30 protein-coding genes are annotated in these 25,223 nt (G+C 71.2%); 16 read left to right on the top strand and 14 right to left on the bottom strand.

The features are described 5' to 3' along the window. The first annotated feature begins 252 nt into the window (after positions 1 to 252). Positions 253 to 831 carry a TetR/AcrR family transcriptional regulator gene (locus ACWEOE_RS30120; protein ID WP_452015034.1) on the top strand — a complete coding sequence of 193 codons (579 nt, stop codon included), beginning with the start codon at positions 253 to 255 and terminating at the stop codon, positions 829 to 831. On the opposite strand, the gene ACWEOE_RS30115 is transcribed toward ACWEOE_RS30120, so the two are convergent. Further along, the gene (locus tag ACWEOE_RS30115) at positions 814 to 1,458 is read right to left on the bottom strand and encodes a DUF2716 domain-containing protein (RefSeq protein WP_452015032.1); all 645 of its coding nucleotides are present in this window, start codon (positions 1,456 to 1,458) and stop codon (positions 814 to 816) included. The genes ACWEOE_RS30120 and ACWEOE_RS30115 overlap by 18 nt on opposite strands. Before the next feature lie 238 nt (positions 1,459 to 1,696). Between ACWEOE_RS30115 and ACWEOE_RS30110 the strand changes: the two genes are divergently transcribed. After that, on the top strand, positions 1,697 to 2,896 hold the full coding sequence (locus ACWEOE_RS30110) for a hypothetical protein (protein ID WP_452015030.1): 1,200 nt from the start codon (positions 1,697 to 1,699) through the stop codon (positions 2,894 to 2,896). Positions 2,897 to 2,977: 81 nt separating this feature from the next. Here ACWEOE_RS30110 and ACWEOE_RS30105 read toward each other — a convergent pair whose 3' ends face one another. Both ACWEOE_RS30105 and ACWEOE_RS30100 read right to left on the bottom strand, forming a co-directional pair. Then, a complete protein-coding gene (locus tag ACWEOE_RS30105) occupies positions 2,978 to 3,769 on the bottom strand; it encodes a S1 family peptidase (RefSeq protein ID WP_452015028.1) in 792 nt (263 codons plus the stop codon). 425 nt (positions 3,770 to 4,194) lie between these two features. Continuing rightward, positions 4,195 to 4,383, bottom strand: coding sequence for an isocitrate/isopropylmalate family dehydrogenase (locus ACWEOE_RS30100; protein ID WP_452015040.1), 189 nt, complete (start codon positions 4,381 to 4,383; stop codon positions 4,195 to 4,197). Positions 4,384 to 4,473: 90 nt separating this feature from the next. On the opposite strand from ACWEOE_RS30100, the gene ACWEOE_RS30095 reads away from it, so the two are divergent. Both ACWEOE_RS30095 and ACWEOE_RS30090 read left to right on the top strand, forming a co-directional pair. Next, positions 4,474 to 5,013 (top strand): ABC transporter substrate-binding protein, encoded by a 540-nt coding sequence (locus ACWEOE_RS30095; protein ID WP_452015026.1) that lies wholly within the window; start codon positions 4,474 to 4,476, stop codon positions 5,011 to 5,013. A 42-nt stretch (positions 5,014 to 5,055) separates the two neighbouring features. Beyond that, positions 5,056 to 5,640 carry a hypothetical protein gene (locus ACWEOE_RS30090; RefSeq protein ID WP_452015024.1) on the top strand — a complete coding sequence of 195 codons (585 nt, stop codon included), beginning with the start codon at positions 5,056 to 5,058 and terminating at the stop codon, positions 5,638 to 5,640. Positions 5,641 to 5,648: 8 nt separating this feature from the next. Here ACWEOE_RS30090 and ACWEOE_RS30085 read toward each other — a convergent pair whose 3' ends face one another. From ACWEOE_RS30085 to ACWEOE_RS30075, 3 genes are read right to left on the bottom strand one after another with little or no spacing between them, the layout of a single operon-like run. Then, positions 5,649 to 5,828, bottom strand: a complete 180-nt coding sequence (locus tag ACWEOE_RS30085) for a DUF1345 domain-containing protein (protein ID WP_452015022.1) — start codon at positions 5,826 to 5,828, stop codon at positions 5,649 to 5,651. Then, positions 5,825 to 6,604: a methyltransferase domain-containing protein gene (locus tag ACWEOE_RS30080; protein WP_452015020.1), complete on the bottom strand. Its 780-nt coding sequence runs from the start codon at positions 6,602 to 6,604 to the stop codon at positions 5,825 to 5,827. Before ACWEOE_RS30080 ends, ACWEOE_RS30085 begins: the two co-directional genes overlap by 4 nt. Before the next feature lie 9 nt (positions 6,605 to 6,613). Then, a complete protein-coding gene (locus ACWEOE_RS30075) occupies positions 6,614 to 7,189 on the bottom strand; it encodes a hypothetical protein (RefSeq protein ID WP_452015018.1) in 576 nt (191 codons plus the stop codon). 133 nt (positions 7,190 to 7,322) lie between these two features. On the opposite strand from ACWEOE_RS30075, the gene ACWEOE_RS30070 reads away from it, so the two are divergent. The 5 genes from ACWEOE_RS30070 to ACWEOE_RS30050 are packed head-to-tail and all read left to right on the top strand — an operon-like array spanning position 7,323 to position 12,063. Then, on the top strand, positions 7,323 to 8,042 hold the full coding sequence (locus tag ACWEOE_RS30070) for an SDR family NAD(P)-dependent oxidoreductase (RefSeq protein ID WP_452015016.1): 720 nt from the start codon (positions 7,323 to 7,325) through the stop codon (positions 8,040 to 8,042). Positions 8,043 to 8,064: 22 nt separating this feature from the next. Further along, positions 8,065 to 9,366, top strand: coding sequence for an MFS transporter (locus tag ACWEOE_RS30065; RefSeq protein WP_452015014.1), 1,302 nt, complete (start codon positions 8,065 to 8,067; stop codon positions 9,364 to 9,366). A gap of 8 nt (positions 9,367 to 9,374) precedes the next feature. Then, a complete protein-coding gene (locus ACWEOE_RS30060) occupies positions 9,375 to 10,514 on the top strand; it encodes a C45 family autoproteolytic acyltransferase/hydolase (protein ID WP_452015012.1) in 1,140 nt (379 codons plus the stop codon). After that, positions 10,511 to 11,344 (top strand): polysaccharide deacetylase family protein, encoded by an 834-nt coding sequence (locus ACWEOE_RS30055; protein ID WP_452015010.1) that lies wholly within the window; start codon positions 10,511 to 10,513, stop codon positions 11,342 to 11,344. Before ACWEOE_RS30060 ends, ACWEOE_RS30055 begins: the two co-directional genes overlap by 4 nt. A gap of 2 nt (positions 11,345 to 11,346) precedes the next feature. After that, positions 11,347 to 12,063 (top strand): SDR family NAD(P)-dependent oxidoreductase, encoded by a 717-nt coding sequence (locus ACWEOE_RS30050; protein WP_452015008.1) that lies wholly within the window; start codon positions 11,347 to 11,349, stop codon positions 12,061 to 12,063. An 8-nt stretch (positions 12,064 to 12,071) separates the two neighbouring features. Here the strand turns inward: ACWEOE_RS30050 and ACWEOE_RS30045 are convergent, their stop codons facing one another. After that, complete coding sequence (locus ACWEOE_RS30045; RefSeq protein ID WP_452015006.1) at positions 12,072 to 13,724, bottom strand: ABC transporter substrate-binding protein; 1,653 nt, start codon at positions 13,722 to 13,724, stop codon at positions 12,072 to 12,074. A 153-nt stretch (positions 13,725 to 13,877) separates the two neighbouring features. On the opposite strand from ACWEOE_RS30045, the gene ACWEOE_RS30040 reads away from it, so the two are divergent. Continuing rightward, on the top strand, positions 13,878 to 14,495 hold the full coding sequence (locus ACWEOE_RS30040) for a class I SAM-dependent methyltransferase (protein ID WP_452015004.1): 618 nt from the start codon (positions 13,878 to 13,880) through the stop codon (positions 14,493 to 14,495). Positions 14,496 to 14,537: 42 nt separating this feature from the next. Here ACWEOE_RS30040 and ACWEOE_RS30035 read toward each other — a convergent pair whose 3' ends face one another. Next, positions 14,538 to 15,950, bottom strand: coding sequence for a lamin tail domain-containing protein (locus tag ACWEOE_RS30035; RefSeq protein WP_452015002.1), 1,413 nt, complete (start codon positions 15,948 to 15,950; stop codon positions 14,538 to 14,540). Between the two features lie 139 nt (positions 15,951 to 16,089). On the opposite strand from ACWEOE_RS30035, the gene ACWEOE_RS30030 reads away from it, so the two are divergent. Next, positions 16,090 to 16,479, top strand: a complete 390-nt coding sequence (locus ACWEOE_RS30030) for a hypothetical protein (protein ID WP_452015000.1) — start codon at positions 16,090 to 16,092, stop codon at positions 16,477 to 16,479. Between the two features lie 68 nt (positions 16,480 to 16,547). Here the strand turns inward: ACWEOE_RS30030 and ACWEOE_RS30025 are convergent, their stop codons facing one another. Beyond that, positions 16,548 to 17,306 carry a hypothetical protein gene (locus ACWEOE_RS30025; protein ID WP_452014998.1) on the bottom strand — a complete coding sequence of 253 codons (759 nt, stop codon included), beginning with the start codon at positions 17,304 to 17,306 and terminating at the stop codon, positions 16,548 to 16,550. A gap of 145 nt (positions 17,307 to 17,451) precedes the next feature. Between ACWEOE_RS30025 and ACWEOE_RS30020 the strand changes: the two genes are divergently transcribed. After that, the gene (locus ACWEOE_RS30020) at positions 17,452 to 17,931 is read left to right on the top strand and encodes a nitroreductase family deazaflavin-dependent oxidoreductase (protein WP_452014996.1); all 480 of its coding nucleotides are present in this window, start codon (positions 17,452 to 17,454) and stop codon (positions 17,929 to 17,931) included. Positions 17,932 to 18,066: 135 nt separating this feature from the next. Here the strand turns inward: ACWEOE_RS30020 and ACWEOE_RS30015 are convergent, their stop codons facing one another. Beyond that, on the bottom strand, positions 18,067 to 19,404 hold the full coding sequence (locus ACWEOE_RS30015) for an aspartate aminotransferase family protein (RefSeq protein WP_452014994.1): 1,338 nt from the start codon (positions 19,402 to 19,404) through the stop codon (positions 18,067 to 18,069). Between the two features lie 85 nt (positions 19,405 to 19,489). Between ACWEOE_RS30015 and ACWEOE_RS30010 the strand changes: the two genes are divergently transcribed. Beyond that, positions 19,490 to 20,398, top strand: coding sequence for a LysR substrate-binding domain-containing protein (locus tag ACWEOE_RS30010; protein ID WP_452014992.1), 909 nt, complete (start codon positions 19,490 to 19,492; stop codon positions 20,396 to 20,398). 36 nt (positions 20,399 to 20,434) lie between these two features. Further along, positions 20,435 to 20,806 (top strand): PASTA domain-containing protein, encoded by a 372-nt coding sequence (locus ACWEOE_RS30005; protein ID WP_452014990.1) that lies wholly within the window; start codon positions 20,435 to 20,437, stop codon positions 20,804 to 20,806. A 66-nt stretch (positions 20,807 to 20,872) separates the two neighbouring features. Here the strand turns inward: ACWEOE_RS30005 and ACWEOE_RS30000 are convergent, their stop codons facing one another. From ACWEOE_RS30000 to ACWEOE_RS29990, 3 genes are all read right to left on the bottom strand, one after another. Next, on the bottom strand, positions 20,873 to 21,064 hold the full coding sequence (locus ACWEOE_RS30000) for a hypothetical protein (protein WP_452014988.1): 192 nt from the start codon (positions 21,062 to 21,064) through the stop codon (positions 20,873 to 20,875). A 340-nt stretch (positions 21,065 to 21,404) separates the two neighbouring features. Then, complete coding sequence (locus ACWEOE_RS29995; protein WP_452014986.1) at positions 21,405 to 22,217, bottom strand: alpha/beta hydrolase; 813 nt, start codon at positions 22,215 to 22,217, stop codon at positions 21,405 to 21,407. A gap of 92 nt (positions 22,218 to 22,309) precedes the next feature. Further along, positions 22,310 to 22,585, bottom strand: coding sequence for an aldo/keto reductase (locus ACWEOE_RS29990; protein ID WP_452014984.1), 276 nt, complete (start codon positions 22,583 to 22,585; stop codon positions 22,310 to 22,312). On the opposite strand from ACWEOE_RS29990, the gene ACWEOE_RS29985 reads away from it, so the two are divergent. Beyond that, positions 22,556 to 23,446 carry a hypothetical protein gene (locus ACWEOE_RS29985; RefSeq protein WP_452014982.1) on the top strand — a complete coding sequence of 297 codons (891 nt, stop codon included), beginning with the start codon at positions 22,556 to 22,558 and terminating at the stop codon, positions 23,444 to 23,446. The two genes, ACWEOE_RS29990 and ACWEOE_RS29985, sit on opposite strands and share 30 nt — an antisense overlap. Positions 23,447 to 23,491: 45 nt before the next feature. Here the strand turns inward: ACWEOE_RS29985 and ACWEOE_RS29980 are convergent, their stop codons facing one another. Continuing rightward, positions 23,492 to 24,373, bottom strand: coding sequence for a fumarylacetoacetate hydrolase family protein (locus tag ACWEOE_RS29980; RefSeq protein WP_452014980.1), 882 nt, complete (start codon positions 24,371 to 24,373; stop codon positions 23,492 to 23,494). 121 nt (positions 24,374 to 24,494) lie between these two features. Between ACWEOE_RS29980 and ACWEOE_RS29975 the strand changes: the two genes are divergently transcribed. After that, on the top strand, positions 24,495 to 25,223 hold the full coding sequence (locus ACWEOE_RS29975) for an enoyl-CoA hydratase/isomerase family protein (RefSeq protein WP_452014978.1): 729 nt from the start codon (positions 24,495 to 24,497) through the stop codon (positions 25,221 to 25,223).

Below are 25,223 nucleotides of genomic sequence, written 5' to 3'. Positions count from 1 at the left end.
CCTCCGGATGCAGATCAATACCTTGCGGTTGTGCCCGTGGTTCAAGCTGGGGGGGGGGGGGGGGGGCGCCCCGGGCCGGCCCCCCCCCCCCCCCCGCCACGGCCGTGGTGCTCGCGGTGGAGCTGAGTGGTCTCGACTTGCTGCCGCCGATCCTGGTGGCGGCGGGGATCGGGTGGCTGGCCGGGCGGTTGACGCGCCGCGGCACCTTCGCCGTACCCGCTAGGGTGGTCGGCAGGTAAGGAAAGGGGTCCGATGGCGGGCGTACGCCAGTTCGACGAGCGCGAGGCCCTCTCACGCGCCCTCGACGTGTTCACCGACCGCGGTTTCCGGGCCACGTCGATGCTGGACCTGGCCGCGGGCACCGGCGTCCAGCGCGGCTCGCTGTACAACGCGTACGGGGGCAAGAAAGAAATCTTCCTGCGTGCCTTCGGCGAGTACACCGCGGGCTTCCTCGCGGGCGCCACCGCGGCCCTGCAGCGGCCGACGAAACGCGAGGCGCTCCTGTCGTTCTTCGACTACTGCATCGACACCTTCACCGCCGGCACCCCGGCCCGCGGCTGCCTCTCCACCCGCACCGCAATCGAGGCGGCCACCGAGTCGCCGCGCGCGGAGGCCGCCGTGCGCGCCCTGCTGGACGATCTGGAAACCCTCGTCCGCACGGCATTGTCCACTTTGGACGACGGCGTCGAGTCCCCTGTGGACCTCGCCGCCGCCGCCCGGCTCGTCGTCAGCACCACCCGCGGCCTCGCGGTGATGGAACGCGTGCACTACGAGCCGGGCGACTTGCGTGAGATCGCGGAGACGCTGGTGACGTCACTGTTCGGTCGCTGAACCGGTTGCCAGGCTGTCGCGGCGGAGCGGCGGGCCGAGGATCCCGCGGTTCAGGTCGGTGACCGCCGCCACGGCCGGTTCGCCGAAGAAGCACAGGCTCTTCTCGTGGTGGTTGCCCACGATGCCGAACGGCAGGTCCTTGGAGACGAACACGAGGTAGTCGCCGTTCGGGTAGTGCGTGTACTCCCAGCCGTCCAGCTCGGTGATGTCCGTGACGCGGTGCGGGCGGTACTGCGCCGACGGGTGCACGGAGTCGTGCCGGAACACCGAATCCCAGTATTCGGTACAGGCGCGCAGGACGTCGCACACGAGCTGGGCGACGTCCCGCATCGGCGCCGGACCGAGTGCCCAGCACACCGACGGCGGGATCCGGACCACGAGCGGGTGGTGGTGATCGGCCATCCGGCCCGGCACCACGGAAACCCCCAGCCCCGCACCGACCATCGACTCGACCACGAACGGGTCACTGCCCTCCACCGTCACGCGCGGCACGAACCCGGCCCGCGCACACGCACCGGCCACGTGCGCTCGGCTGCTCGCCCCGTGCGCCATCGCGACGAACGAGCGGTCCTTCGCCTGACGCAGGTGCACTACTTCCTGCCGCGTCAACGGATCCCCGATCGGCACCGCGAGCAGGAGGACTCGGACTGACGGGGTCGGTGCCGTCGTCCGGCCGCTCGGAGCGGACCGGTTCGCGGCCGTGCCGAAAGCCGGCCGAGACCACGAGGACGGCAGATGAGTACCGAGTGGACAGTGGGTGACACCCCGGTGTACCCCTGACTCGTTGCGACATTGGGGGTATTGCGACCGCCGCCCCGCACCCCTACCGTGGCCGCGAGCGCAGCTTCGACTTCCTGGGGGTCTCATGTCGGTGCGTCGTCGTCTTTCACGGGTGGTGCTGGCCGCCGCGGTGCTGGTCGGGGGAGTGGTGGCGGCGTCGCCGTCGGCGTGGGCGGCGAGCGTGCCCACGAACCTGCCCACGAGTCAGTACACCCTCACCGCGGATTACCACCAGTTCGACGCCGTCAACTCCGCGCTGGTGTCGACGCTGGGGACCGCCGCCGTGCACACGGTGATGGACAACGCGAACCACGATCGCACGGCGCTGCCGTCGTCGGTTTCGGTGGCGGGGCTGACCGACGGGTTCCGGTTCGACAGCGCGGACAACTCCGACTGCGCCAACTACCCGCAGGGCATCACCACCAGCCGCGACGCCGTGGGGACCGCGAACAGCGGCAACTACGACGGGCACCAGCTCGTGCTCGTCAGCTGGTACACCAAGGACGGCTGCGACGGCGCCCAGGCCCGCAGCCGGATCACGCTCGTCGACTGGGACGCGACGTACCCGAACAAGTACCGCAAGGTCCTGCTCGTCGAGCCGACCGGCACGGCGGCGGCGCCGGACTTCAAGGACATCCCGATCCACGCGGGCGGGGTCTCCTGGTACGGCGACTACCTCTACGTCGCCGACACCGGGCACGGCATGCGCGTGTTCGACATGCGCAAGATCCTCAAGACCAACACCGGCGGCACGGCCGGGCAGATCGGGCACCAGACCGGCAGCACGTACTACGCCCACAACTACGCATACGTGCTGCCGCAGGTCGGCACGATCACCTCGAAGACCACGTCCGGCACCAACCTCTCGTGGTCGTCGATCTCGCTCGACCGCGTGAGCAAGTCGATCGTGATGGCCGAGTACACCTGTGCCTCCGGCTGCACCGCGTATCCGAACCGGGCGCCGCGGGCGGTCCGGTTCCCGTTCGCAGCGGGCGCGACGACATTCGCCGCCACCACCACGGCGAGCGAAGCCCTGCAGTTGCCCTGGTACAACCTCAACGGCGTCGCGTCGCACAACAGCCGCTGGTGGTTCAACTCCTCGGGCGCGAAGAAGCTGTACTACTGGACGCCGGCGACGGGCGCGGCCACGCACACGTGGATCTCCAGCGGTGAAAGCCTTTCTTACTGGGAAGACGCCACCAACGCGGATCTCTTGTGGACACTGCAGGAGGGCGCGGGCAACCGCAACGTCTTCGCGGTCACGCAGGCGACCTACGGCGCCTGAGGTCTCAGACCCCGCGAGGCTGGGCGGTGTCCTGCAGACGCTGCCCAGCCACGGTGGCCCGGAGCGGCAGCCCGCCGGCGCTCAGCCGAGGTGCGAGCTGATGACCTGGTAGTCGTTGCCCACGTTGGTGTACACCCCGGGGAAGCCCTCGCGGGCGCAGCCCTGGCCCCAGGACACGATGCCGGCGAGCTTGCCGTCGACGTAGGCCGGGCCGCCCGAGTCGCCCTGGCACGAGTCCTTGCCGCCTTCGGGCACGCCCGCGCAGAACATCGACGCCTTGTCGAAGTTGTCCCCGATCTTCTCGTACGCCGCCGCGCACGAGTCGTTGTCGGACACCGGCACGGTGATTTTCAGCAGCCCGTCGGACACGTCGCCGTTCTCCGACGTCGTGCCCCAGCCGACCACGGTCACGTCCGCGCCCGTCTTGTACGCTGGGTCGGCGGCCGACTGCACCAGCGTGGCGGGCTTGAAGGGCAGGTTCTTGTCGAGCGTGAGCACGGCGTTGTCGTGCTGCATGCCGGACATCGTGAAGTCGGGGTTCTGCCACACCTCGGTGACACCCGCCTTCTCGCCCGTGGTGTCGGAGAAGTTGGTCTGCCCGCCGATGATCTGCATCTGGGCCGCCTTCACGCCGTCGGTGCAGTGCGCCGCCGTGAGCACCTTGTTCGGTGCCACGAGACTGCCCGCGCAGTGCTGCGCACCACCGACGTTGAAGATCACCGTGGCCGGGAAGTCGTCGATCGTGGCGGGGGTCCCGCCCACGATCAACGGCTCCTGCCCGGCCGACGCCGCGGGCGCTCCCGCCGCGGCGACCACACCCGCCGCCACCACTCCCACCAGCGCCGCCACCACGCGCCTCACGTCTGCCCTCATTCGCCTTCTCCCTCCGGGGACCTGCAAGATCACGCCCCCGAGCAGACCAGACGACGCCCGGCGTGGGTTAGCTACGAAAGTCTTGAACAAAAAATGTGCACGGATGGTTGGTTTTTGTCCGCGTTCGCCACGTGGCGGCCACGCAAGTGACGTCAGCCGTCCTGACGCCCACGTCCGCCCAACGACGCCTGCATCGTCATGACCCACAGCAGGACGGTCCGCCCGAGGTGGCGGCGGCTCAGGCCAGCGCGTTGATCAGCGACTTCGCCGGGTCACCGATGCTCGCCGGGTCGGCCGTGGCGACCCGCTCGGCAATGCGGTGACCGAGTTCCTCCGTCGTCGCGCCCATGTCCGGTCCGGCGAGTGCGGGAAGCTCCGCGAGCGCCGACGCGGCCGCGGCCTCGAGCGCGAGGGCAGCGTCGCGCTCACCGAGGGCGGCCAGGCACAGGGCGGCCGAGAGGACGGCGGCGGCCGGGTTGGCCCAGCCGCCCGGCGATGTCGGGGGCCGAGCCGTGCACGGGTTCGAACATGCCGGGCGCGCTGCCGGTCGGGTTGTGGTTGGCACTGGCCGCGACGCCGAGTCCACCTTGGACGGTCGCGCCGAGGTCGCTGATGATGTCGCCGTCGTACGCCGCCCTGTTCCAGGACCGCGTGTTCCGCCTGCCGCCCGCGTCCGCCCTGTCCCCGTCGCGTTAGGAGCGCCGATGCCCACCCCCGTTCTGCTCACCTTCGATCTTGACGCCGAGCTGCTCTGGACCGCGCGCGATCCGGCCGGCGCGGGGGAAACCGGTCTGGGTCTCAAGCCGAGCCTCGCGGCCATCTACAGCACCTCCGACGAGATGAGCAAGCTGCTCACCAGCGGCGAAGCCGACATCGGCGTCTGGTATGCCGACCGCACCAGCGCCCTGAAGTCGAGCGGCGCGCCCGTCGCGTTCGTGCGCCCGGACGAGGGCGCCACCGCCATCCTGTCGGCGATGTGCCTGCCCGCCGCCACCAGCCGCGCCAAGGACGCCCACGCGTACCTCGACTTCCAGCTCTCCTCCGCCGTCAACGGCAAGTTCGTGCAGGCGATCGCCGAGGGGCCCACCAACAGCAAGGTCACGTTGCCGCAGCCGTTCCTCAGCGCGAACTACGTGCCGTACGGGCAGCAGGAGGTCTCGTCGCTGGTCCAGCTCGACAGCGAGGCCATTTCGAAGAACCTGTCGGGCTGGATCACGCGGTGGCAGCAGGAGATCGCGGGCTGAATCCGCTTGTGCCCGAGCCGCGCACGCCCATAGCTTGGGAAAATGGGGCGGATTCCGGCGGTGGTACAGGAGGGTGCTGTCGACGGTGTGCACTGGTGGCTGCTGGTGGCGGGCAGCGCCGTCGCGGTGCTCGGGTTCGTGGTGAGCACGGCCTGCTACCGGCTGGCCTGCCGGTGGGGTTCCCGCGGCTTCGAGACCGGCAGCCTGTTCACGGGCTTCGCCGGGGTGGCGGGCCTGTGCGCGGCCGGGTGGGGCGGCATCGAGATCGTCTCCGCCGGCTCGGACGGCCCACCGGCAACTCCGGCGGCGTTCCTGCTGCTGTTCGCCGTGGCCCTGGTGGTCGGCGGGCTCCTGGCCGGGCTGATCGCGCTGGAGCGCACCGCGCGGGTTCCGGCGGAGCTGCACTCGATCGTGCCGCTGAACCCGGTGCCGGTGGTGCCGATCGCCGTCGCCGTGCTCGGCTCGGCCGGGCTGGCCGTGCTGGCGCTGCTGGGCGCGTTCGGGGTGCTGCACCTGAGCCTGGTGACGACGGTGGCGTGGGTGTACCTCGGCGCCGCCCTCCTGGTGGTCGCGGCGCTCGTGGTGATCGCTCTGGTGTGGACGGTGGCCTTGATCTTCGGCGCGTGACGCCGCGGTCAGATCTGGGTGAGCACGCCGATCGCGGTGCTCAGGATGGCCGTGTTGTGGAAGAACGAGACCACGCCGTGGACCAGGACCGGGTGGTGGAGCTGCCGGTCCTGGGCCTTCACATCGGACGCCGCGAAGGACGACCCGACGGTGAACGAGAAGTAGGCGAAGTCATACCGCCGCGTCAATCCGAACTGGCGGTGAAGAGGTACCGGTTCAGGCAGTAGAAGTACTCCCCTCGGGCGGCCCGCTCCCGCAGGTCCGCCAGCCACGCCTGGGCCTCGTCCGCCGTGACGCCGCGGCCGGACACGAACTCGGCGACGATGTGCATCTGCGTGGCGCTGAAGGCGTCCGGCGTCAGGTCCGGGTTGAGGATCGGGTGCACGTGGTGCCCGGTCACGCGGAAACCCGCGCGCCGCAACAACGAAGGCAGCACCCTCGGAAGACGGGGGTGGGCGAGGTGTTCGTCCCACGCGGCGAGGACCCGGCGGTGCAGCTCGCGGTCGCCGGTGTGCCACACGAGCGAGTCGGCGTCGGTGTCGAGGATCAGCACGCGGCCGCCGGGCCGGAGCACGCGCCGGAGTTCGGCGAGAGCGGCGGGCACATCGGGCACGTACTCGTAGACCTGGGTGGAGACGGCCGCGTCGAAGGAATCGTCGGGGTGGGGCAGGGCGATCGCGTCGCCTTCGTCGAGGGTCACCCACGGCAGGTCCGCGGTGCGGCCCGCCGCGAGGGTGTTCATGGCCGCGCTCGGGTCCACGCCGCAGGCCGCGCCGGTCTCGCCGACCGCACGGGCGATGGACTCGAGCAGGTACCCCGGTCCGGACCCGACGTCCAGCACCCGCTCACCGGGGCGCGGTGCCAGCAGGGCCAGCACGGCGTTGCGCTGCGCCACGACGTCCGGGCTCGCGTAGAGCCGGTCGGTGCGCCGGGCGCCCTCGTCGTCGAACCGCAGCATCGCCATGCCCCGACCCTACGACGACAGCAGGTCCAGCGAGAACCCGAACACGAAGACGACCAGCCCGATCCACTTCAACCGGGATTCGAGGCCCTCGCGGGTGGGCAGCTGCCCGAGCGTGGTGACCACGAAGCCCTCGACCAGCAGCAACCCGACGAGGTACCCGCCGCCGCCCACGACGAAGCCGCCCAGCGTGGGCGCGGCGACCGCGATGAACAGCACGACGACACCCGCGGGCATCGGATCACCCGGCGGCGCGTACGCGTAGTGCGTGGCGACGAAGATGAACAGCCCCATGACGATCGTGCCGACCCACCAGGCGACCCGCAGTCCCTCTTCCCGAGCCGGCCGGGCCGGCACCGGGCGCCGCCGCAGCCGGTCGACCAGGCGCTGCCGGCGGTCGCGCAGGGCGGCGTGCACGACCGTCATCCGCTGCCGGCCCAGCAGGTCGATCACCACGGTCAGCCCACCGAGGAACTCCAGGGTCTTGCCCAGCCGCCCCCACCACAGCACCGTCACGCCGAACACCCGCAGCTGCGCCGTGTCGTGCCCGGCGAGCCACTCGTGCCACGCGTGCAGCAGATCCCACATCCGAACCCCCAGCGGTCGGTCAGCCGGGGCCGATCCTGGCAGACGCCGGCGCGCATCGGTCAAACGACCGATGCCCCGCCGCGCCCGTCCGCCTACCTTCCCCGGCACCGTGGTCGATCGGGAGGAGACACAGGTGGACACGCTGGCGGTGGTGACCGGGGCGGCGGGCGGGCTCGGCGCGGGGTTCGCGGACCGGCTGGCGCGGGCGGGCGCGACCGTCGTGCGCGCCGACCTGCGGTTCGACGGCGCGCAGCCCGACCGGGTGCACCTCGACGTGACCGACCCGGCGTCGTGGGACCGGCTGCGCGACCACGTGCACGAGCACTACGGGACGGTCGGCGTGCTGGTGAACAACGCGGGCGTCAGCGCGCGCGACGACCTGCTCTCCACCTCCGACGACGACTTCTCCCGCGTGCTGGCCGTCAACGCGTTCGGTCCGTGGCGCGGCATCAAGACCTTCGCCGACGACCTCGCCGCCACCCGCGGCGCCGTCGTGAACGTCGGCTCGATCTACGGCGTCACCACGCCGCCCGGCGGTGCCGGGACCGTGCCTTCGTCCGTGGCCTACCAGATGAGCAAGGCCGCCGTGCACCAGCTGACCAAGGTCGCCGCCGTGGAGCTCGCGGCGCGGGGGATCCGCGTCAACGCCGTGCTGCCCGGGGTGTTCCGCACGGCCCTGCTCGAAGACCTGCCGCCCGGCGCGCTGCGTGCCCGCGTCGACGGCGCCCCGATGGCGCGCGCTGGTGAGCTCGGTGAGCTCGCCGACGTCCTCGCCTTCCTCGCCGGTCCGGAGTCCTCGTTCGTCACGGGTGCGCTGGTGCCCGTGGACGGCGGGTACCTGGCGGCGTCCTGACCCCGTCCCCGAGGAGAAACCCATGACCACGCGCAGCGCCCGGTCCGCGACCGAATCCGGCACCCCGAGACTCCAGCTCCGCGCGCTCGTCTCGAGCAGCATCGGCAACCTGCTGGAGCAGTACGACAACCTCGTCTACGCCTATTCGGCCGTGTACCTGTCCGCGACCTTCTTCACCGGTGGCTCGGTCTCCGGCCTGCTGTCGACGTTCGCGGTGTTCGCGGTCGGCTTCCTCGCCCGGCCGCTGGGCACGGTGGTGTTCGGCCACATCGGCGACAAGGTCGGCCGCCGTCCGGCGTTGATCCTGAGTGTGGTGCTGATGGGCGCCGCGACGGTGCTCGTCGGCCTGCTGCCCGGATATTCGACGATTGGTCTGGCCGCGCCGATCCTCCTGGTGGTGCTGCGGTTGTTCCAGGGCTTCGCGGTCGCCGGCGAGTGGGCGGGGTCGGCGACGATGCTCGTCGAGTACGCCGAGAAGGAGAAGCGCGGCCGCTACGGCAGCCTCAACCAGGTCAGCACCGCCGCCGGGTTCCTCGTGGCCGCGGGCGTCGTGGCGCTGAACTCGCTGTTCTGGACCAGCCAGGGCATGCACGACTTCGGCTGGCGCGTGCCGTTCCTCGTCGGCGCGCTCACGGCGGTGGTGGCGCTCGTGCTGCGCTTCGGGCTCGAGGACACCCCGGCGTACCAGGCGGAGAAGGCGGCGGGTGAGGTGAGCGAGAACCCGCTGCGCCTGGCGTTCCGCACGCAGAAGCGCGCGATGGCGCTGGGGTTCTTCTTCACCGTGAGCTGGACCGTCGCGTACTTCTTCTTCCTGACTTATCTGCCCACGCACCTGAAAACGCAGGTGAAGCTCGACGCGGGCACCACGCAGACCTCGAACCTCGTGGCGCTGGCCGTGCTGACGGTCGCCATCTGGTTCTTCGGTGTGCTGTCGGACCGGATCGGGCGCAAACCGTTGCTGCTCATCGGGTCCGGCGGGTTCATCGTGCTCACGTTCCCGGTAATGTGGCTGTTCGGCACCGGCAGCGCGCTCGGGGCGTACCTCGGGCAGATCCTGATCGCGCTGGTCCTGGCTGCGTTCTCCGGCCCGGGCCCGGCGGCACTGGCCGAACTGTTCCCCACCAACGTCCGCTATTCGGCTCTGGGCATCGGTTACAACTTCTCGGTGATGGCCTTCGGCGGCACCGCCGGGTTCATCGCCACCGCGCTGATCGACGCCACCGGCAACGCGCTGGTGGTGGCCGCGCTCCCGACGGCCGCGGCGATCATCACGTTCGTGACCGTGCTGATGATGCCCGAGACCTACCGCACCGAACTGAAATGAGGGGTGACATGACCGAGCCGCGCCTGATCGTGGTGCAGGGCAGCTACCGGCAGATGGGGGAGCAGCTGGGCGCGGTGACGGCCGAGCTCATCGAGCGCAGCCTCGCCACCTACGTCGGCCGCTTCCACGACGACGCCGGACTGTCCGACGCCGACATCGACCGTTGGGGCCACGTGTACCTCGACGTCGCCGAGTCCTACGTGCCCGAGATCGCCGCGATGCTGCACGGCATGGCCGAGGGCTCCGGGCACCCGGCGCACCGCCTGGCCGCCCTCAACGCGCGCACCGAGATGCTCTACGGCACCGGTTACCGTGACGAGGGCTGCACGTCGGTGTCCGTGCTGCCGCGCTACACGGCCGACGGGCACACGCTGCTCGCCCAGAACTGGGACTGGCACCCGGAACAGGCCGAGGTCACGTTCCTGCTGGCCACGCGCGACGAGTCCGGGTTCTCGGTGCTGTCGCTGACCGAGGCGGGCATGCTCGCCAAGAGCGGCCTGAACTCGGCGGGCCTGGGGGTGTGCGCGAACCTGCTGATCTCCGACCTCGACCGCGGTGGCCGCGGGGTGCCGTACCACTACCTGCTGCGCGGGGCGTTGCAGTCGCGCACGATGTCGGTGGCGCACAAGCGGTTGCTGCCGGTCGAGCGCATCTCGTCGGGCAACGTGCTGCTCGCCGACGCGGGCGGCGAGTCGATCGACTTCGAGCTCGCGCCCGGCGTCTTCGGGACCTTGCTGCCGGAGCAGGGACTGATCACGCACTCGAACCACTTCCAGGCGCCACTTCCATTGCAGGACAAGAAAGCCGCCACGAGCGCGTTGACGCAGCTGCGGCCCGCGCGCGCCCGGCACCTGCTGGAGCCCGCGCTGGAGGAGCGGCGCGTGCGCGTGGCCGACATCGTCGCGACGCTGCGCGACGAGTGGTCGTTCCCCGACGGCATCTGCCGCCACCCGGATCCGGACGTGCCCGCGGCGGAGCACTTCTGCACCGTGTACTCGCTGGTCATGGACCTCACCGACCGGGTGCTGTGGATCGCGCCCGGTCCGCCGAGCCGCCACGCCTACACGCGGTGGGACCTCGACCGGCTCTTCGACGGAAATCCCGTTCCCCGCACCGAGTTCGAGCCCGAGGAGGCCGCCGTCGCATGACGCCGACCGTGTGTCTGACCTTCGACTTCGACGCCATCTCGCTGTGGATCGCGCGCGGCCAGGTGACGCCCGGGCCGGTGTCGCGCGGCGAGTTCGGCGCGTACGCCATCGGCCGGATCCTCGACCTGCTGGGCCGCCACACCGTGCCGGCCACGTTTTTCATCCCCGGTCACACGCTGGAGACGTATCCGGCGCAGTGCGAGGCGATCACCGCGGCCGGGCACGAGATCGCGCTGCACGGGTACGCGCACGAACCCGTGTCCACTTTGGATCGGAACGCCGAGCTGGCGGTGAACCGGCGCTCGGCCGCGTTGATCGAGAAGCTCACGGGCGCGCCGCCGGCCGGGCACCGCACGCCCAGCTGGGACTTCACCGACAACACGATCGAGATCCTGGGCGAGCTGGGCGTCGAGTACGACTCTTCGCTGATGGGCACGGATTTCGAGCCGTACTTCGCACGCTCGGGTGATGTCTGCGCCGCCGACGGTCCGTACCGGTTCGGGGCGGAGTCGGCGATCGTGGAACTGCCCGTGTCGTGGACGCTCGACGACTACCCGCACCTGGAGTACCTGCGCCTGCCCCAGGGGGTGATGCCGGGGCTGCAGGACGCCGACGCGATGTTCGACCGGTTCCTGCGCGATGTGCGGTACATGACCGAGATTGTGCCCGGCGGCGTGACCACCGTGACGCTGCACCCGCAGGTCGTCGGCCGGGGTGCGCGGATGGCGGCGCTGGAGCAGTTCGTGCTCGGCTGTCGTGGGCTGGGCGTGGAGTTCGAACGCTGCATCGACGTGGCGCGGCGGTTCCGGCCGGTCCTCGAAGGACGGTGACCGTGCCTGCTCCTATACGGAAATCCGTGCTGCTGCTGGGTTCCCGTGGTGGGCTCGGGCGAGCCGTGGCCACGCGGCTGACCGCCGACGGCTGGGCGGTCGTCGGCGCGGACCTGCCCGAGCTTGACCTGGCGGAGCGCGACGTCGTGGCTTCCGCCGTGGCGCGGTTGCACGAGGAGCACGGCGGGTTCGACGGGCTCGTGCACGCCGCCGGGCTCTATCCGGCGGCACCTGTGGCGAACGGCGACGAGGCGCTGTTCGACCGGGTTCTGACGGTGAACACGCGCTCGGCGTTCGCCGCGGGGGCGCAGTTCGTGCGGAGCTGCCTGGCGGACGGGCGGCCGGGCGCGATGGTGTTCGTCAGCAGCGGCGCGGCCACGCGCGCACGACCGGGTACGGCCGTGTACGCGGCGTCGAAGGCGGCCCTGAACGCGCTGGTGCGGGCGTTCGCGCTGGAACACGGGCGGGACGGCATCCGCTGCAACGCCGTCGCGCCCGGGTTCATCGACGTGGGTTCGCGGGTGAACCCGGTGCCGCGCTCGTACGTCGAGGGTGTCGAGGCGGCGAGCGTGAGCGGGCGGCTGGGGCGGCCGGACGAGATCGCCGCCGCGGTCGCGTGGCTGCTGAGCGAGGATGCGTCGTGGGTCAACGGGCGGTCGCTGCCCGTGGACGGCGGCGACGGCATCGGGTCGGTGACGGCGCCTTCGTGGTTGAGTTGACTCGTGGCTCAGCTGAGCAGCGCCGGCGCCAGACGGCGGTGGGTGCCGCCCTCGATGCGGTAGACCAGATGCGGGTGGCCGAGCGTCGGGTCGCCGGTGTCGTCGGGGTAGGAAAGGCCGCGCTGCCCGCGGCCGAGGAACTGGTGCGCGCCCGTGACGCCGAATGACGCGACCGAGCGCAGCTGTTTGCGCACCGCGGCGAAGTCCCACGGGCGGCTGACCTGGCTCCACACCTGGGCAAGCACGTTGACCATGTCGAAGTGCACCGCCGCGGCGCCGAGGCCGGGCTCGCCGCCGTAGGCCGCGCGGTAGCGCTGCTCGAACGCGTGGCACGCGGGGCTGCCGACGTGGCCGATGACCGTGGACCACAGCAGCCCGTCGCTGAGCGAGCGGAAGCGGTCGGTGAAGCCGGGGGCGGCCGGTGACCAGGCGACGTGCACGAGCGTGCGTTCGCGCAGCGGCTCGGCGGCGGTGAGGAACGCGCGCAGCGTCGGCTCGGGGAAGCTCGACAGGGAAACGGCGTCAGGCCTGGTCTGGTCGAGCTGCCGCACGACGGCGCCGAAGTCGCGCGTGCGGTCGGGCACCGCTTCGGCGAACACCAGCTCCCAGCCGGCTTCCTCGGCGTGGCGCGCGATCTGCTCGGGGATCGCCGCGTCGAACGTGCTTTCGCGGGCCACCACGGCCAGCCGCCTCTTGCGCCCTCTTGGCGGGAGCGTGCGCAGAAGGCCCGGCACGTACGCGGCCTCGGTGGAACAGACCTGGAACACGGCGCCGAGCCCGCGCGGGTCGGCGTGCACGTCGTCGGACAACGCGGGGCCCGTCATGCTGTGCAGCACGGGCGCCCCGGCCGCGGCCGCCGTCGCGATGGCCTGGCGCGCGTGCTTGAGCGGGAAGTTGCCCAGCACCACGGCGTCCACCCCGCGCTGGGTGAGCTCGTTCACGGCGTCGAGCAGCCCCTCGGGCGTCGCCCCGAGCGCGAGGTGCGCCACCTGCCGCCCCGCGACGCCCCCGCGCGCGTTGAGCTCGGCCACCGCCAGCTTGTCGCCGCGCCGCATCGCCACGACCTCCGGCCCGGCCGCCGCCGCGTACACCGCCCCGATGAGCGCCGGACGGGGCTTGGTGGGCCGGGGCTTGCCGCCGGTGGCTTTCGGGCGGCTCGTGAGCAGCGTTCGCACGGCCGCCGGGAGCACCAGCTCGCCTTTCGGCAGTGGGGCCGCATACGCGTCGTGCTCGGCCACCAACGTCGCCACCCCCGCCCGCGACTGGGTGCCGGTCTTGGTGAAGATGTGCTCGAGGTGCGTCGCGACGGTCCTGCGCGCGCAGTCCAGCGCCTGCGCGATCTCCTGGTTGCCCAGCCCACCCGCGACCCCCGTCGCGACCTGCAGCTCCCGCACCGTCAGCCCGAACGGCGCGGTGGTGTCGACCACGTCCAGGCGCGCCAGGCGCTCGTCCCCGTCGGTCACGTCCACGACGACTCGCCGCACCACCCCGTCCGCGACGTCGAGGTACTGCACCACCTGGCCGCGCAGCTGGTTCACGGCCCGCCGCGCCACCGCGACGAGGTCGCTTCGGGTTGCGAAGAACCCCTGGTCACTACCGTGGCCGACCCCGGTTTCCGGCTGCAGCCACCGCCGCGCCGTGACGTCGTGTGCGTGCGTCACCAGCCGTCTCCCTTCGCTGGGCAGATGAGGAGTATCCCAAACAGAGGGTGGGTTGGCGCTGTCGTCGGTGGTGTGCGGTGCCCGGATCGGGCAGAGTCGGCGGTATGCGTAGATTGCTGATCGCCGGTGCACCCGCGTCCTTCCCGACGTTCCGTGAGTGACCCGGCCTGGCTCCGCACCCAGTGGGACAAGTACGCCCCGCGGTACGACCGCGCCATGCGCCCGCTGGAGCGCCTGCAGTTCGGCGGCGGCCGCGAGTGGGTGTGCGCCCAGGCGGGCGGCGAGGTGCTGGAGGTCGCGGTCGGCACGGGGCTCAACCTGGGCCACTACCCGCCCGACATCCGGCTCACCGGCCTCGACCTCAGCCCCGCCATGCTGCGGCTGGCGCAGCAACGCGCGGACGCTCTGGGCCGGTCCGTGACGCTGCGTGAGGGCAGCGCCGAAGCGCTGCCGTTCCCCGACGCGTCGTTCGACACCGTCGTCTGCACCCTCGGCCTGTGCGGCTTCCCCGACGACCGCGCCGCCATCGCCGAGATGCACCGCGTCCTGCGCCCCGGCGGCGCGCTGCTGCTGCTCGACCACGTGGGCAGCCACCACCGCCCGCTGCGCTGGGCCCAGGGCGTCTTGGAACGCTTCACCCTCCGCACCCTCGGCGACTACCAGACCCGCCGCCCCCTGCCCCTGGTGACCGCGGCCGGCTTCGAGATCACGCGAGCCGAACGGCGGAAACTCGGTACGGTAGAACGACTCGCGGCTCGCAAGCCGGGCTGAAACGGCTGTGGCCCCGATCCAGGACCACAGCCGCCGCTCAGGTCAGCAGTTGATGCTGCCCTTCCGCAACGCGTGCCCACCGTCGTTGCTGTCGTCGGACCAGTACACCGGCTTCGAGCCGCCCGAGCACTCGCTCGCGGGGGCCACGGAGAAGCCCTCGTTGTTGTAGTTCGACATCCCGCTCGGACGGTTGTAGACCGCGGCCGTGGTGAAGGCGCCGGAGGTCACCTGGAACGTGCGGTGCTGCCCGTCGCACGTGTCGTCGCAGACGGCCCACAGGCGGGAGCCCTGGGGGTCCCACTGGAGTTCCATCACGCCGGCCATGCCGCTGCTGAAGGAGGCCACCTGGGTGAACGCCCCGGAGTCCTGCAGGACGTAGCCGTGGATCATGCCGGTGCCCTCGACGCCGACGAAGAACACGCCGCCGGTGTGGGAGCCGTAGTGGCTGGGGGAGTAGGCCGCGCCCGTGGAGGAGTCCCTGAAGCCGGCGGCGGTCAACGCCGAGTCGGGGACCCAGGTGACGCCCTCGAAGCCCGAGTTGGAGTCGACGGACGGCAGGTCCGACGTCAGGTTCCACTCCTTCGCCGCGGTGAGCGTGGTCGCGGTGCCGCCGACGTCGTAGCGCAGCACCGAAAGGCGGCTGGTGCCGGACGTGTCGTCGTCGCGCTCGGTGGCCACGAACACGCCGGCCGACGAGCCCGCGCCGGTGACCGTGACACCCTCGTCGTCGGGGGTGCCGGAGCCGTTCGGGAAGTGCAGTTTCTTGCCCGACGCCCAACCGGACGCGGTGTCCGGCTTCCAGCCGCCCGAGCCGTTGGACACGAGCCGCCAGAGCTCGCCCGAGTTCTGCGCGGCCCAGAGCACGCCGCCTTCCTGGTACAGACCGGAAAGGTCCTCGCCGAAGACGTTCGATGCGTCGGCCGTCGACACCGAGCCGCTGCCCGGCCACGCGACCGGCGAGGTGCTCTGGCCGGAGCCGCCGCACGCGTTCGGGGCGCCCAGCGTGAGCGTGGAGGCCTGGCGGAACGACCCCGTGCCGTCGGGGCAGCGCGACCACGACGGGTCTGAGTGGTCGTTCCAGCTGAAGCTGTCGACGAGCGTGCTGCCGTTGGCGAGGTAGAGGCGTGCTTCGTCGTCGGAGCCGAGGCCGAACGAGGAGTGCACGTCGAACGCGCGGAACGCGCCGGGCGCCAGCGTGGTGCCGGACGCGATCTTGTACTTCGAGCCGTTGTCGTCGTCCTTGAGGATCCAGCCCGAGACGTCGACGGTCGAGGTGCCCTTGTTGTAGAGCTCGATCGAGTCGTTGACGTCGCCGGTCGTCACCACCTCGTTGATGCGGATGTCGTCGGCGGGGGCGGCACCGGCGGCGGGCGCGGTGAGCACTTCGAGCGCCAGCACCGGTCCGGCGAGGGCGACGAGGGGGCGGCGCAGGCGGCGAACGCGTGAATCGGTCACGGAATCCGTCCTGAGATCGGGGAACAGGGCCACCCGACAGTTCCGACCCGGGCCGAACGCGCGCCCTCCCGGGGATGATCGCGGTGTGAACGCTCGGCGAACGCGTAAACCCGCTTTCACGGTGTGGTTACCTGGAGGTGTGAACGTCATCCGTCTGGTGCCCGCTGTTCGGCCGGGTGAGGTATTCGCCACGGGCGGCGGCCGGACGCGCCGTGAGTACCTCGACTTCGCCGTCGACGGCGCGCCGCTGGGCGAACGCCTGCGCGCCCTCGGCGACGACGTCATCGCCGACGCCGGCTTCACCCTGCCGCCGTTTCCCGACGGCCGCGTGCCGCTCTACGTCTGCCCGGAGTGCGGAGACCTCGGTTGCGGCGCGGTGACGGCCGTGATCGAGCGCACCGCCGACGAGGTCGTCTGGCGCGACTTCGGCCGGCAGACCGACTACGACCCCGCGGTGTTCTTCGAGAGGTACACGGGGCTGGGGCCGTTCCGGTTCGACCGCGCGCAATACGACGCGGTGCTGGGCTGAGCCGTCAGCCGTGAAACGAGAGAGATCCCGGAGTGACCCGGGATCTTTCTGGTGGTTCGTGACGGTGATCAGCCGGCGAGCTTGATCGAGGCGACCTGGCGGTCGAAGCCGAGCTTCTCGAGGTCGGGCGCGTCGCCCTTGACCAGCAGCGACTTGCCGGTGCAACCGGCGCCGGTCCAGATCTTGTAGGTGCCGTCGGCGTCGATGGAGCGGACGAGTTCGGGGTTCTGCACGTCGTTGCAGCCCTTGTCGGCGGCGACCTGGGAGCCGTCGGGCTCGGAGAAGTTCTTGCCGCTGTCGAGGAGGGCGAAGGTGGAGGTCAGCGTGACGTCGTCGCCGCCGTTGCCGGTGCCGCCCTTGCTCCCGCCGTTGTTGACGCCGCCGTTGTTGCCGGTTCCGGTGTTGTCGTTGCCGGAGTTGTCGTTGCCGGCCAGCTTCACCGACACGACCTTGTTGTCGAACCGGAACTTCGCCAGGTTGCTCACGTTACCGGTCACCGAGACCGACTTGCCGGTGCAGTTCTCGCCGCTCCACAGCTTGAGCGTGCCGGTCGTCCGCAGCGACGACGTGACCTTCGGCCGCGCCACCGGCTGGCACCCCTTGCCGGAAATCCCTTGCGACGCACCGTTGTCCGAGAACGCGGCGTCGTCGAACAAGATCGCGCTGGTCGCGGTCACCGTGGCGGCCGACGCGGGCGCGGCTCCACGCAGGTTGTCGGCCCCGGTGGGCGCCGTCGCCGCGCCGTCGTTGCCGGCACCACACGCCGACAGCACCGCGGCACCGGCTGCCACGAACGCGGCCAGGAACATCGCCTGCTTGCGGAACATGAGAACTCCCCGTTGTCCTTCGTGCCCGGTCCGTCCGAGCGACTCGACGAGGACACGGCTGCCGGATCTCGTGCGGTTCACCGGTTCCGGAGTTTTTCCGACCGAAGTGGAGCGGCTATGGTGATACGCACCCGGGGAGGTGCGCATGCCGATCACCGATCGTCCACCCACCGGCCTGCTGCGGTGGTTCCTGCGGGCGCCGATTCCGTTGTACCGCTGGGGGTTGGGCCGCCTGTTCGGCCACCGCCTCCTTTACCTCGCCCACCGCGGCCGCCGCTCCGGCGCACGCCGTGAGACGATCGTCGAGGTCGTCCGGCGGCACGACCGGGAACTGACGGTTGTCGCCGCGTGGGGCGGCGTACCCCAGTGGTACCGCAACCTCACGGCCGCCCCCGCCCTCGAAATCCGCTGCGGCCGCCACCACTGGCGCGCGCCGACCACGCGCTTGCTTTCCCACACCGAACTCGACGACGTCCTGCGCGCCTACCGCGCCGCCCACCCCCGCGCCTGGCGGAAAATCGGCCCGCTCCTGGGCTTCCCGCCGGACCTCGACGATCCACGATGGACGGAAGCGACGGCCCGGGTTCACGGCGTCGCCTTCTCACCGAGGCGGGAAGAGCCCTGAGGTCAGTGAGGAGGGGCCCTCCTCACTGGCGACACCGAACAGTCCATTGTGGACTCATGTCGATGCCGCCGGGCGACGGTGGGACCACCGCCGGCCCGACGTTCGAGTTCGTGGTGCTCGACAAGCGCTCGTAGCTCACCCCTTCCGCGCGTCACCGATCGACTCGTCCAAAATAGCCAATCCGAGGCTGATCTCCTCCTCCGTCGCGGTGAGCGGGGGCGCGATGCGGAACACCCCGCCCATCCCGGGGAGCTGCACGATGTTCATGTGCAGCCCCAGTTCCAGGCACCGCCGCGTGACGAGTGTGCCCAGTTCGTCGGAGCTTGCCTTCGTCTCGCGGTCCGTCACGAGTTCGAGGCCGACCAGCAGGCCGCGGCCGCGGATGTCGCCGACGACGTCGTGGCGGGCGGCGATCTCTTCGAGGCCCCGGCGGAGGAACGCGCCGAGCGTGCGGGCGCGTTCGTCGAGCCGGTCGCGCTGCAGCACGTCGAGCACGGTGTTGCCGACGGCCGCCACCAGCGGGTCGGACACGTGGGTGGTGAAGAACAGGAACCCGCGCTCGTGCGCCTCCTGCTCGATCTCCGCGCTGGTCAGCACGGCCGCGAGCGGCAGCCCGGCGCCGAGCGTCTTGGACACGGTGAGGATGTCGGGCACCACGCCGTCGCGCTCGAAGGCGTACCACGTGCCGGTGCGGCACAGGCCGGTCTGGGCCTCGTCGAGGATCAGCAGCATGCCGCGCTCACGGCACTTGTCGCGCAGCGCGGCGAAGTATCCCGGCGGTGGCTCGATGATGCCGCCCGAGCTGAGGATCGGCTCCACGAGACACGCGGCGAGGCTGCCGACGGACTGGGCGTCAATGAGGTCGAACGCGAAGTCGAGCTGACGCCGCCAGTCGAGTGTGCCGTCGGGGTGGGTGAAGTCGGGGCGGTAGGCGTTCGGGGCGGGGATGGCGAAGTTGCCGGGCGCCACCGGGCCGTAGCCCTTGCGCCCGGCGCTGTAGGTGGCGGCCGCGGCGGCCGCGGTCATGCCGTGCCACGACCGTGCGAACGACACGATCTCGTGCCGGCCCGTCACGAGCTTGGCCATGCGGATCGCGGCCTCGTTGGACTCGGCGCCCGTGGTGAGCAACAGCGCCTTCTCCAGCGGCGCCGGCAGGGTCTCGGCCAGCCGCCGCGCCAGGTCGACGACCGGACGGCTCAGCATGCCGCTGAACAAGTGGTCGAGCGTGCCGATCTGGCGCCGCACGGTCTCGACGATCTCGGGGTGCGAATGACCCAGGATCGCGCTCATCTGACCGGAGGTGAAGTCGAGGATCTTCCGGCCGCCGGCGGTGTGGAGGAAGCTGCCGGCGGCGCGCTCGACGATCTCGCGGGTGAACTCGCCGCCGTAGCGCACGAGGTGGGTTTCGGCGTCGGTCCAGAAGCGGTCCGTGGACAGCGGGGCAGCGGTCTCAGATGTGGTCGGAGCAGCCATGGTCCCGACGGTAGGTGGGCCCCGAGCATCACGTCCAGCTCACAGTTCCGCACGTTCTGTTCGGCGAAACCGCACAATGGACGGCGTGCTGAACCCCTGGCGCCTGCGCCTGCTGAGCCGGCTCGACACCCTCGGCACGATCCGCGCGGTGGCGAGCGCCTCGAACCTGAGCGCGTCGAGCGTGTCGCAGCAGCTTTCCGTGCTGGAGAACGAAACGCGCACGAAGCTGCTCGAACGCACCGGCCGCCACGTGCGCCTCACCCCGGCCGGGCTGATCCTCGCCCGCCGGGCCCGGGTGATCCTCGACCACCTGGACACGGTCGAGGCCGAGCTGCGCGGCCTCGGCGAAGAACCCGCGGGCCTCGTCCGGCTGGGCGCGTTCCAGAGCGCCGTGCACGCGCTGGCCGTACCGGCCGTGACGAGGCTGGCCGCGGCGCACCCGGACCTGCAGGTCGAGGTGCTGCAGCTCGAACCGCACGAGAGCATGCCCGCCCTGCGCGTCGGCGACGCGGACCTCATCATCACGACCACGGACTTCGTCGAGCAGCCGCTCGACCCCGACGTGGACCTCGTGCCGCTCACGACCGACCCGATCGTGCTGGTCGTGCCGCCCGAGCACCCCGCGACCCGCCGCGGCGCCGTCGACCTCGCGGCATTCGCGGACGAATCGTGGTCGCTGGACCTGCCCCAGTCCTACATGGCCAACCTGACGCTGCGGCTGTGCCGGCAGTCGGGCTTCGAACCGCGCGCGGTGTGCCGATTCAGCAACTACATGCTGGCACTGCAGCACGTGGAGGCCGGGCTGTCGATCACGCTGCTGCCGGGGCTGGCGGTCGATCCCCGGTACCGGGTGACCACCCGCGAGCTCGCGTCACCGGTCACCCGCTCGATCACCGCCGCGATCCGGCGGGGCTCGCCGCAGCGCGCGGCCGTACGGGTGGTTCTCGACGCGTTGCGCGAGATTCCGGCGGGTGCGCCGGGTGAGGGTGTGTGACGCTGGGTCGATCACCCGCGAGGAAGGCGACCGACTGTGGACAAGCTCGCGAAAGCCGTTCTGCCGATCGCCGGGGTCCTCGTACTGCTCACCACCGCCTGCGGCGCGCAGCCCGGTGGCGGCACGTCGACCACGGCCACTACGTCCTCCGACACGCCGACCACCGCGCCGCGGACCTCCGCGAAACCCGCGTCGATCACCGTGCCCGACGTCTCCGGCATGAACCACCAGGCCGCGCAGGACGCGATGCAGGCCGCGGGGCTTTACAACCTGCGTGAAGTGGACTCCTCCGGGCAGCACCGCGCGATGATCCTCGACCGCGACTGGTGCCAGACCGGGCAGGACCCGAAGCCCGGCGCCGAGGTCGGCGCGGGCACCGTCGTCACCCTCTACGCCGACAAGTGCTGAGCCCGGGCCCGCGCGCCCGCCCCTCCCCGGTCGGGCGCGCGGGAGTCGATCCCCCCGGGCGGCGGCTCAGCGGCTGGCGTTGAACTCGAGCACTTCGTCGAGCCGGGTCGACCACGCCGGCGACGTGCGCCGGAGGCCGAGCACGAACGGGGCCGTGCGCTTGCGTCGCGCGGACCCGCCAACCGGTTTCACGCGCCACCAGCGGGTCATGGTGCGGCGGTGGACGCTCATCCGGGCCAGCCCCTCTCGTCGGTTCATGATCCACTCTGCCAGAGCCGTACCCGATCTCGCACCAGAAACTTCGCCGGGTCCGACACTCTCGCAGTTCGGGCGGCGAAGGTTTCCGCGCCGATCCGGCCGCGCAGCTCGGCGGCGCCGCGCCGGTTGGGCACGTCGCAGCCACTCACCGTGGATCACATGTGTGCGGGCGAGCCACGGCCCGTCACCGCCGACCATCGATGTTCGCGAAGACGGATGTCCGCACCCGCGCCGAGCTGATGAAGCGGATCCTGGCCGCGGGTGGCACCCGGCCGTCCTGTTCGTCCGCAGTGTCCACTTCGGACCGGCCGTCGAACGCGCGGAGCGGCCGGCACGCGCCTCACAGCACTTCGGCGAGCCAGGTCTCGATCCGCTCGGCGAGCTGCGGCCACCCGGGGTCGAGCGTGACGCCGTGGCCCACGTCGGGCAGCAGGATCCGCTCCGCGCCCAGCTCTTCGCCCAGCGCGAGGACGTAGTCCGCCGGCGTCAGCAGGTCCTTTTCAGCCGCCACCACCAGCACGGGGGCGCGCACGGCGGAGACGTCCACCTCGGCCGTCCACCGCGTCGCCTGCCACACCGCGGCCGGCGACTCCGGCTGCAGCCGCGGGTAGAGGGCGGCGGCGGTTTCGTCGTCGACGCCGGAGTAGAACAGCGTCCGCGCCGTCTCCGGGTCCGGCGGTCCCCACGGCGCCGCCGGGTCCACCGGCAGTTCGATCACCACGGTCGCGTGCTGTGCCGGCACCACCGGCGCCAGCAGCACCACGGCTGCGAAGTCGCGCCGGGTCGTCGCGGCGTAGTGCAGCGCCGCCAGCCCGCCCATGCTGTGGCCGACGAGGATCGGTGTGCCGTCGGCTTCGGTCACGGCGACGTCGATCTCCTCTTCCACCTCCAGGATTTCCCGGCCCAGCCACTCCTCGCCCGGCAGCTGCCGCGACCGCCCGTGGGAGTACCAGTCGATGGCGGCCGAATCCCGCCCGTGTTCGGCGAACCAGCTCTGCCAGCCGGCCCACTGCCAGGATCCGTGGCAGCCGCCGTGCACGAACACCACGGGGTGGGGCTTGCGCTCACCCGAGGCCGCGTACTCCGTCAGCGCGACCCCCCGCACGACCCGCTCGGTCTTCGCGCCGTCGATGATCTCGTTGTCAGTACTCACTTTTCCACGGTATCGAGCGAACGCACCGGTGTTGCCCACGCGGGGACGTTCGGGCCGTTCCCCGGGGCACTTTCGGCACCGGCGGGAAAAGATCACCAACTGGCGGCGAGTGCGTCGAGTTCGGACCAGAGCTCGTCGGGGATCGGCGTGGTGAGGTGGCGGGCGTTCTGCTCGACCTCGGCCGGTGTCCGCGCGCCGAGCACCAGCGAGCTGACTGCCTTGTGCAGCAACGGGAACTGCAGCGCGGCCGCAGGCAGGGCGACGCCGTGGCCGGCGCAGGCCGCGGCGAGCGCGCCGACCTTCGCCCGCACCTCCGGCGGCACGGGGAGGTAGTCGAAGTGCGCGTCGGGGCCGGGATCGGCGAGCACGGCGACTGGAACCCGAGCTGGGACCTCTCGCAGGCCTCGCTCACGATCTGGTCGGGCGGCAGCTGGAGCTGGTTCACCGACACCGTGCCGATCCTCGACGTGAACTTCACCAAGAACCAGCTGACGATGAAGTACAACACGCGCTACGCGCTGCACAACAGCGGCGGCGGGTCACGGTACTTCCTGCAGAACTCGCTGAGCTTCCTCGACCAGCCCGGCGAGTTCTACGTGGACTACAAGAACGGCGAGGTCTACTACTGGCCGAAGAACGGCGCGCAGCCGACGAACAGCTCGGTGATCCGCCCGACCGTGCAGACCGTGCTCGACGTGGCCGGCAGCTCGCCGGAGCACCGCGCCCACGACATCACCTTCGACGGGGTCGGCGTGCAGTACTCCGACTACGTCGAGTGGTACCGCAACGGCTGGATCAACGACGGCGACTCGGGTGACGTGCACCAGTACCCGCAGTACGACCGCCAGGTGGAGATGCTGCAGGAAGCCGGGCTCGACAGCGGTGACATGGGTGCGTTCTACACCTACGGGGTCGACAACTTCGAGCCGCACACGCTGGACAACTACGTGTCCCAGGTGGTGATCGGCGACGTCATCCCCGACGCGTCGATGCCCGACAGCGGCACCCGCGGCGTGCACATGGACGCGGGTGGGTGCGGGTTCTCCTTCACCGACATCGAGGTCGGCAAGGTCACCGACGACAAGTACCAGAGCTACGACTGCAACACGGTGACCAACGCCAACTGGGCCACCGGGTTCGACGCGTCGCGCATGCAGTACGACAAGATCGGCGTGACCGCGGCGTTCCCGTACCCGCGGCCGCCGGCCACGGTGTCGCCCACGAAGTGAGCCGACGGGGGCCGGGCTCGCACCCGGCCCCCGCGGTTCAGTGGTTCAGCGGTTCTGCAGGACTTTCGCCACTTCTTCCTTCCCGGACACCACGGTGCTCGTGAGCGTGCCGACCTCGCCGACGGTGATCGCGACCCGGTCGCCGGCGGCGAGGGTGAAAGGCAGGTCCGGCACCAGCGCCGTGCCGGTGGCGAGCACGGCGCCGTCGGGGAACACGTCGGCGCGGAACAGGTGCTCGACCAGTTCGCTGAACGTGCGGCGCAGCAGTGAGGTGCTGGTCTCGCCGGACCAGGCGAGCTCGCCGGCGCGGTGGATCTCCAGTTCGATCGGGAGGTTACGCGCGTCGGCGACCTCCCAGGCCGGGCGGATACCGGGGCCGACGGCGCAGCCACCCAGGTAGATCTTGGCCTGGGGGAGGTAGAGCGGGTTGACGCCCTCGATGCTGCGGGAGCTCATGTCGTTGACCACGGTGTAGCCGACGACCTCGGCTCGCGCGTTGACGACGAGTCCCAGCTCCGGTTCCGGCACGTCGATGTCGGAGTCGGTGCGGATGGCCACGGACTCACCGTCGCCGGTCACGCGCCAGGCGGCGGATTTGAAGAACAGCTCCGGGCGCGGAGCATCGTAGACGAGGTCGTAGACGTCGGCGGCGGACTCGCTCTCGGTGATCCGCGCCTCGCGGGAACGCTGGTAGGTCACGCCGGCCGCCCAGACCTCCGTGCGGCGGTCGACCGGCGGCAGGAACCGGAGACCGGCGGCGTCGTGCGTCAGCCCGGACGCGCCGGCGCACACGTCCCGCAGCTCGTGCAGCGAAGCGGCGAGCAGCTCGCCGATGGATTCCACCGGCAGCTCGATGACGGTGTCCGCGCTGCGGACACCGACGGCCGGGCGGGTGGCGCCCGGGGAAAGGAAACGAACGATGAGCAAGGCCGACCTCGATCCTAGTGGGGAACCCCGTTCTCGGGATGAGCAGGAACCTAGGCGGGACAACGGCACGGACGCAAGTCTTTCGTCCGAAGTGGACTGTGCGCGGAGCGGGCGGGTCGCGGTGCTGACGCTGAGCCGGCCGGCGAAGCGCAACGCGATCACGCCGGAGATGGCGACGGCCCTGCGCGCCCACGCGGCGGCGCTCGACGCCGACCCGCACGTGCGCGCGATCGTGCTCACCGGTGCGGGTGACCGGGCGTTCTGCGCGGGCAGCGACGTCGGCGAGATCGACCGCTACGCGACCCCGTGGGACTTCCGCAACCGCGACGACTACGGCGACACGATCCGGGCGCTGCGCACACCGGTGCTCGCCGCGGTCAACGGGTTCGCCTTCGGCGGCGGCCTGGAACTGGCGCTGGCGTGCGACATCCGCCTCGCCGCGACGACGGCGACCTTCGCCGCGCCGGAGATCAAGCTCGGCTGGATCGGCGGCAGCGGCCAGACGGCGTTGCTCGCCCACAGCATCGGGCCGGGCAACGCGGCCACCATGCTGCTGACCGGCGACCCGATCGACGCGGCGCAAGCGCTTGCCTGGGGGCTGGTCAGCGAGGTCGTGGAGCCGGCGGATCTGCTGCAGCGGACGTTGGCCCTGGCCGAGCGGATCGCGGCGCGCGCTCCGATCGCCGCGCAGACCGCCAAGGCGAACCTGCGGGCGGCGTACTCGATGCCGCTCGAGCAGGCCATCCGCTACGAGCGCGACCTGCAGACGGCGTGTCTGTCCACAGCGGACGCCGCGGAAGGCCGGGCGGCCTTCGCGCAGCGCCGCGAACCGCGGTTCACAAGGGAGTGA

Source organism: Amycolatopsis sp. NPDC004368, assembly GCF_053602515.1.
This window is presented reverse-complemented; position numbering and strand designations above follow the sequence as displayed.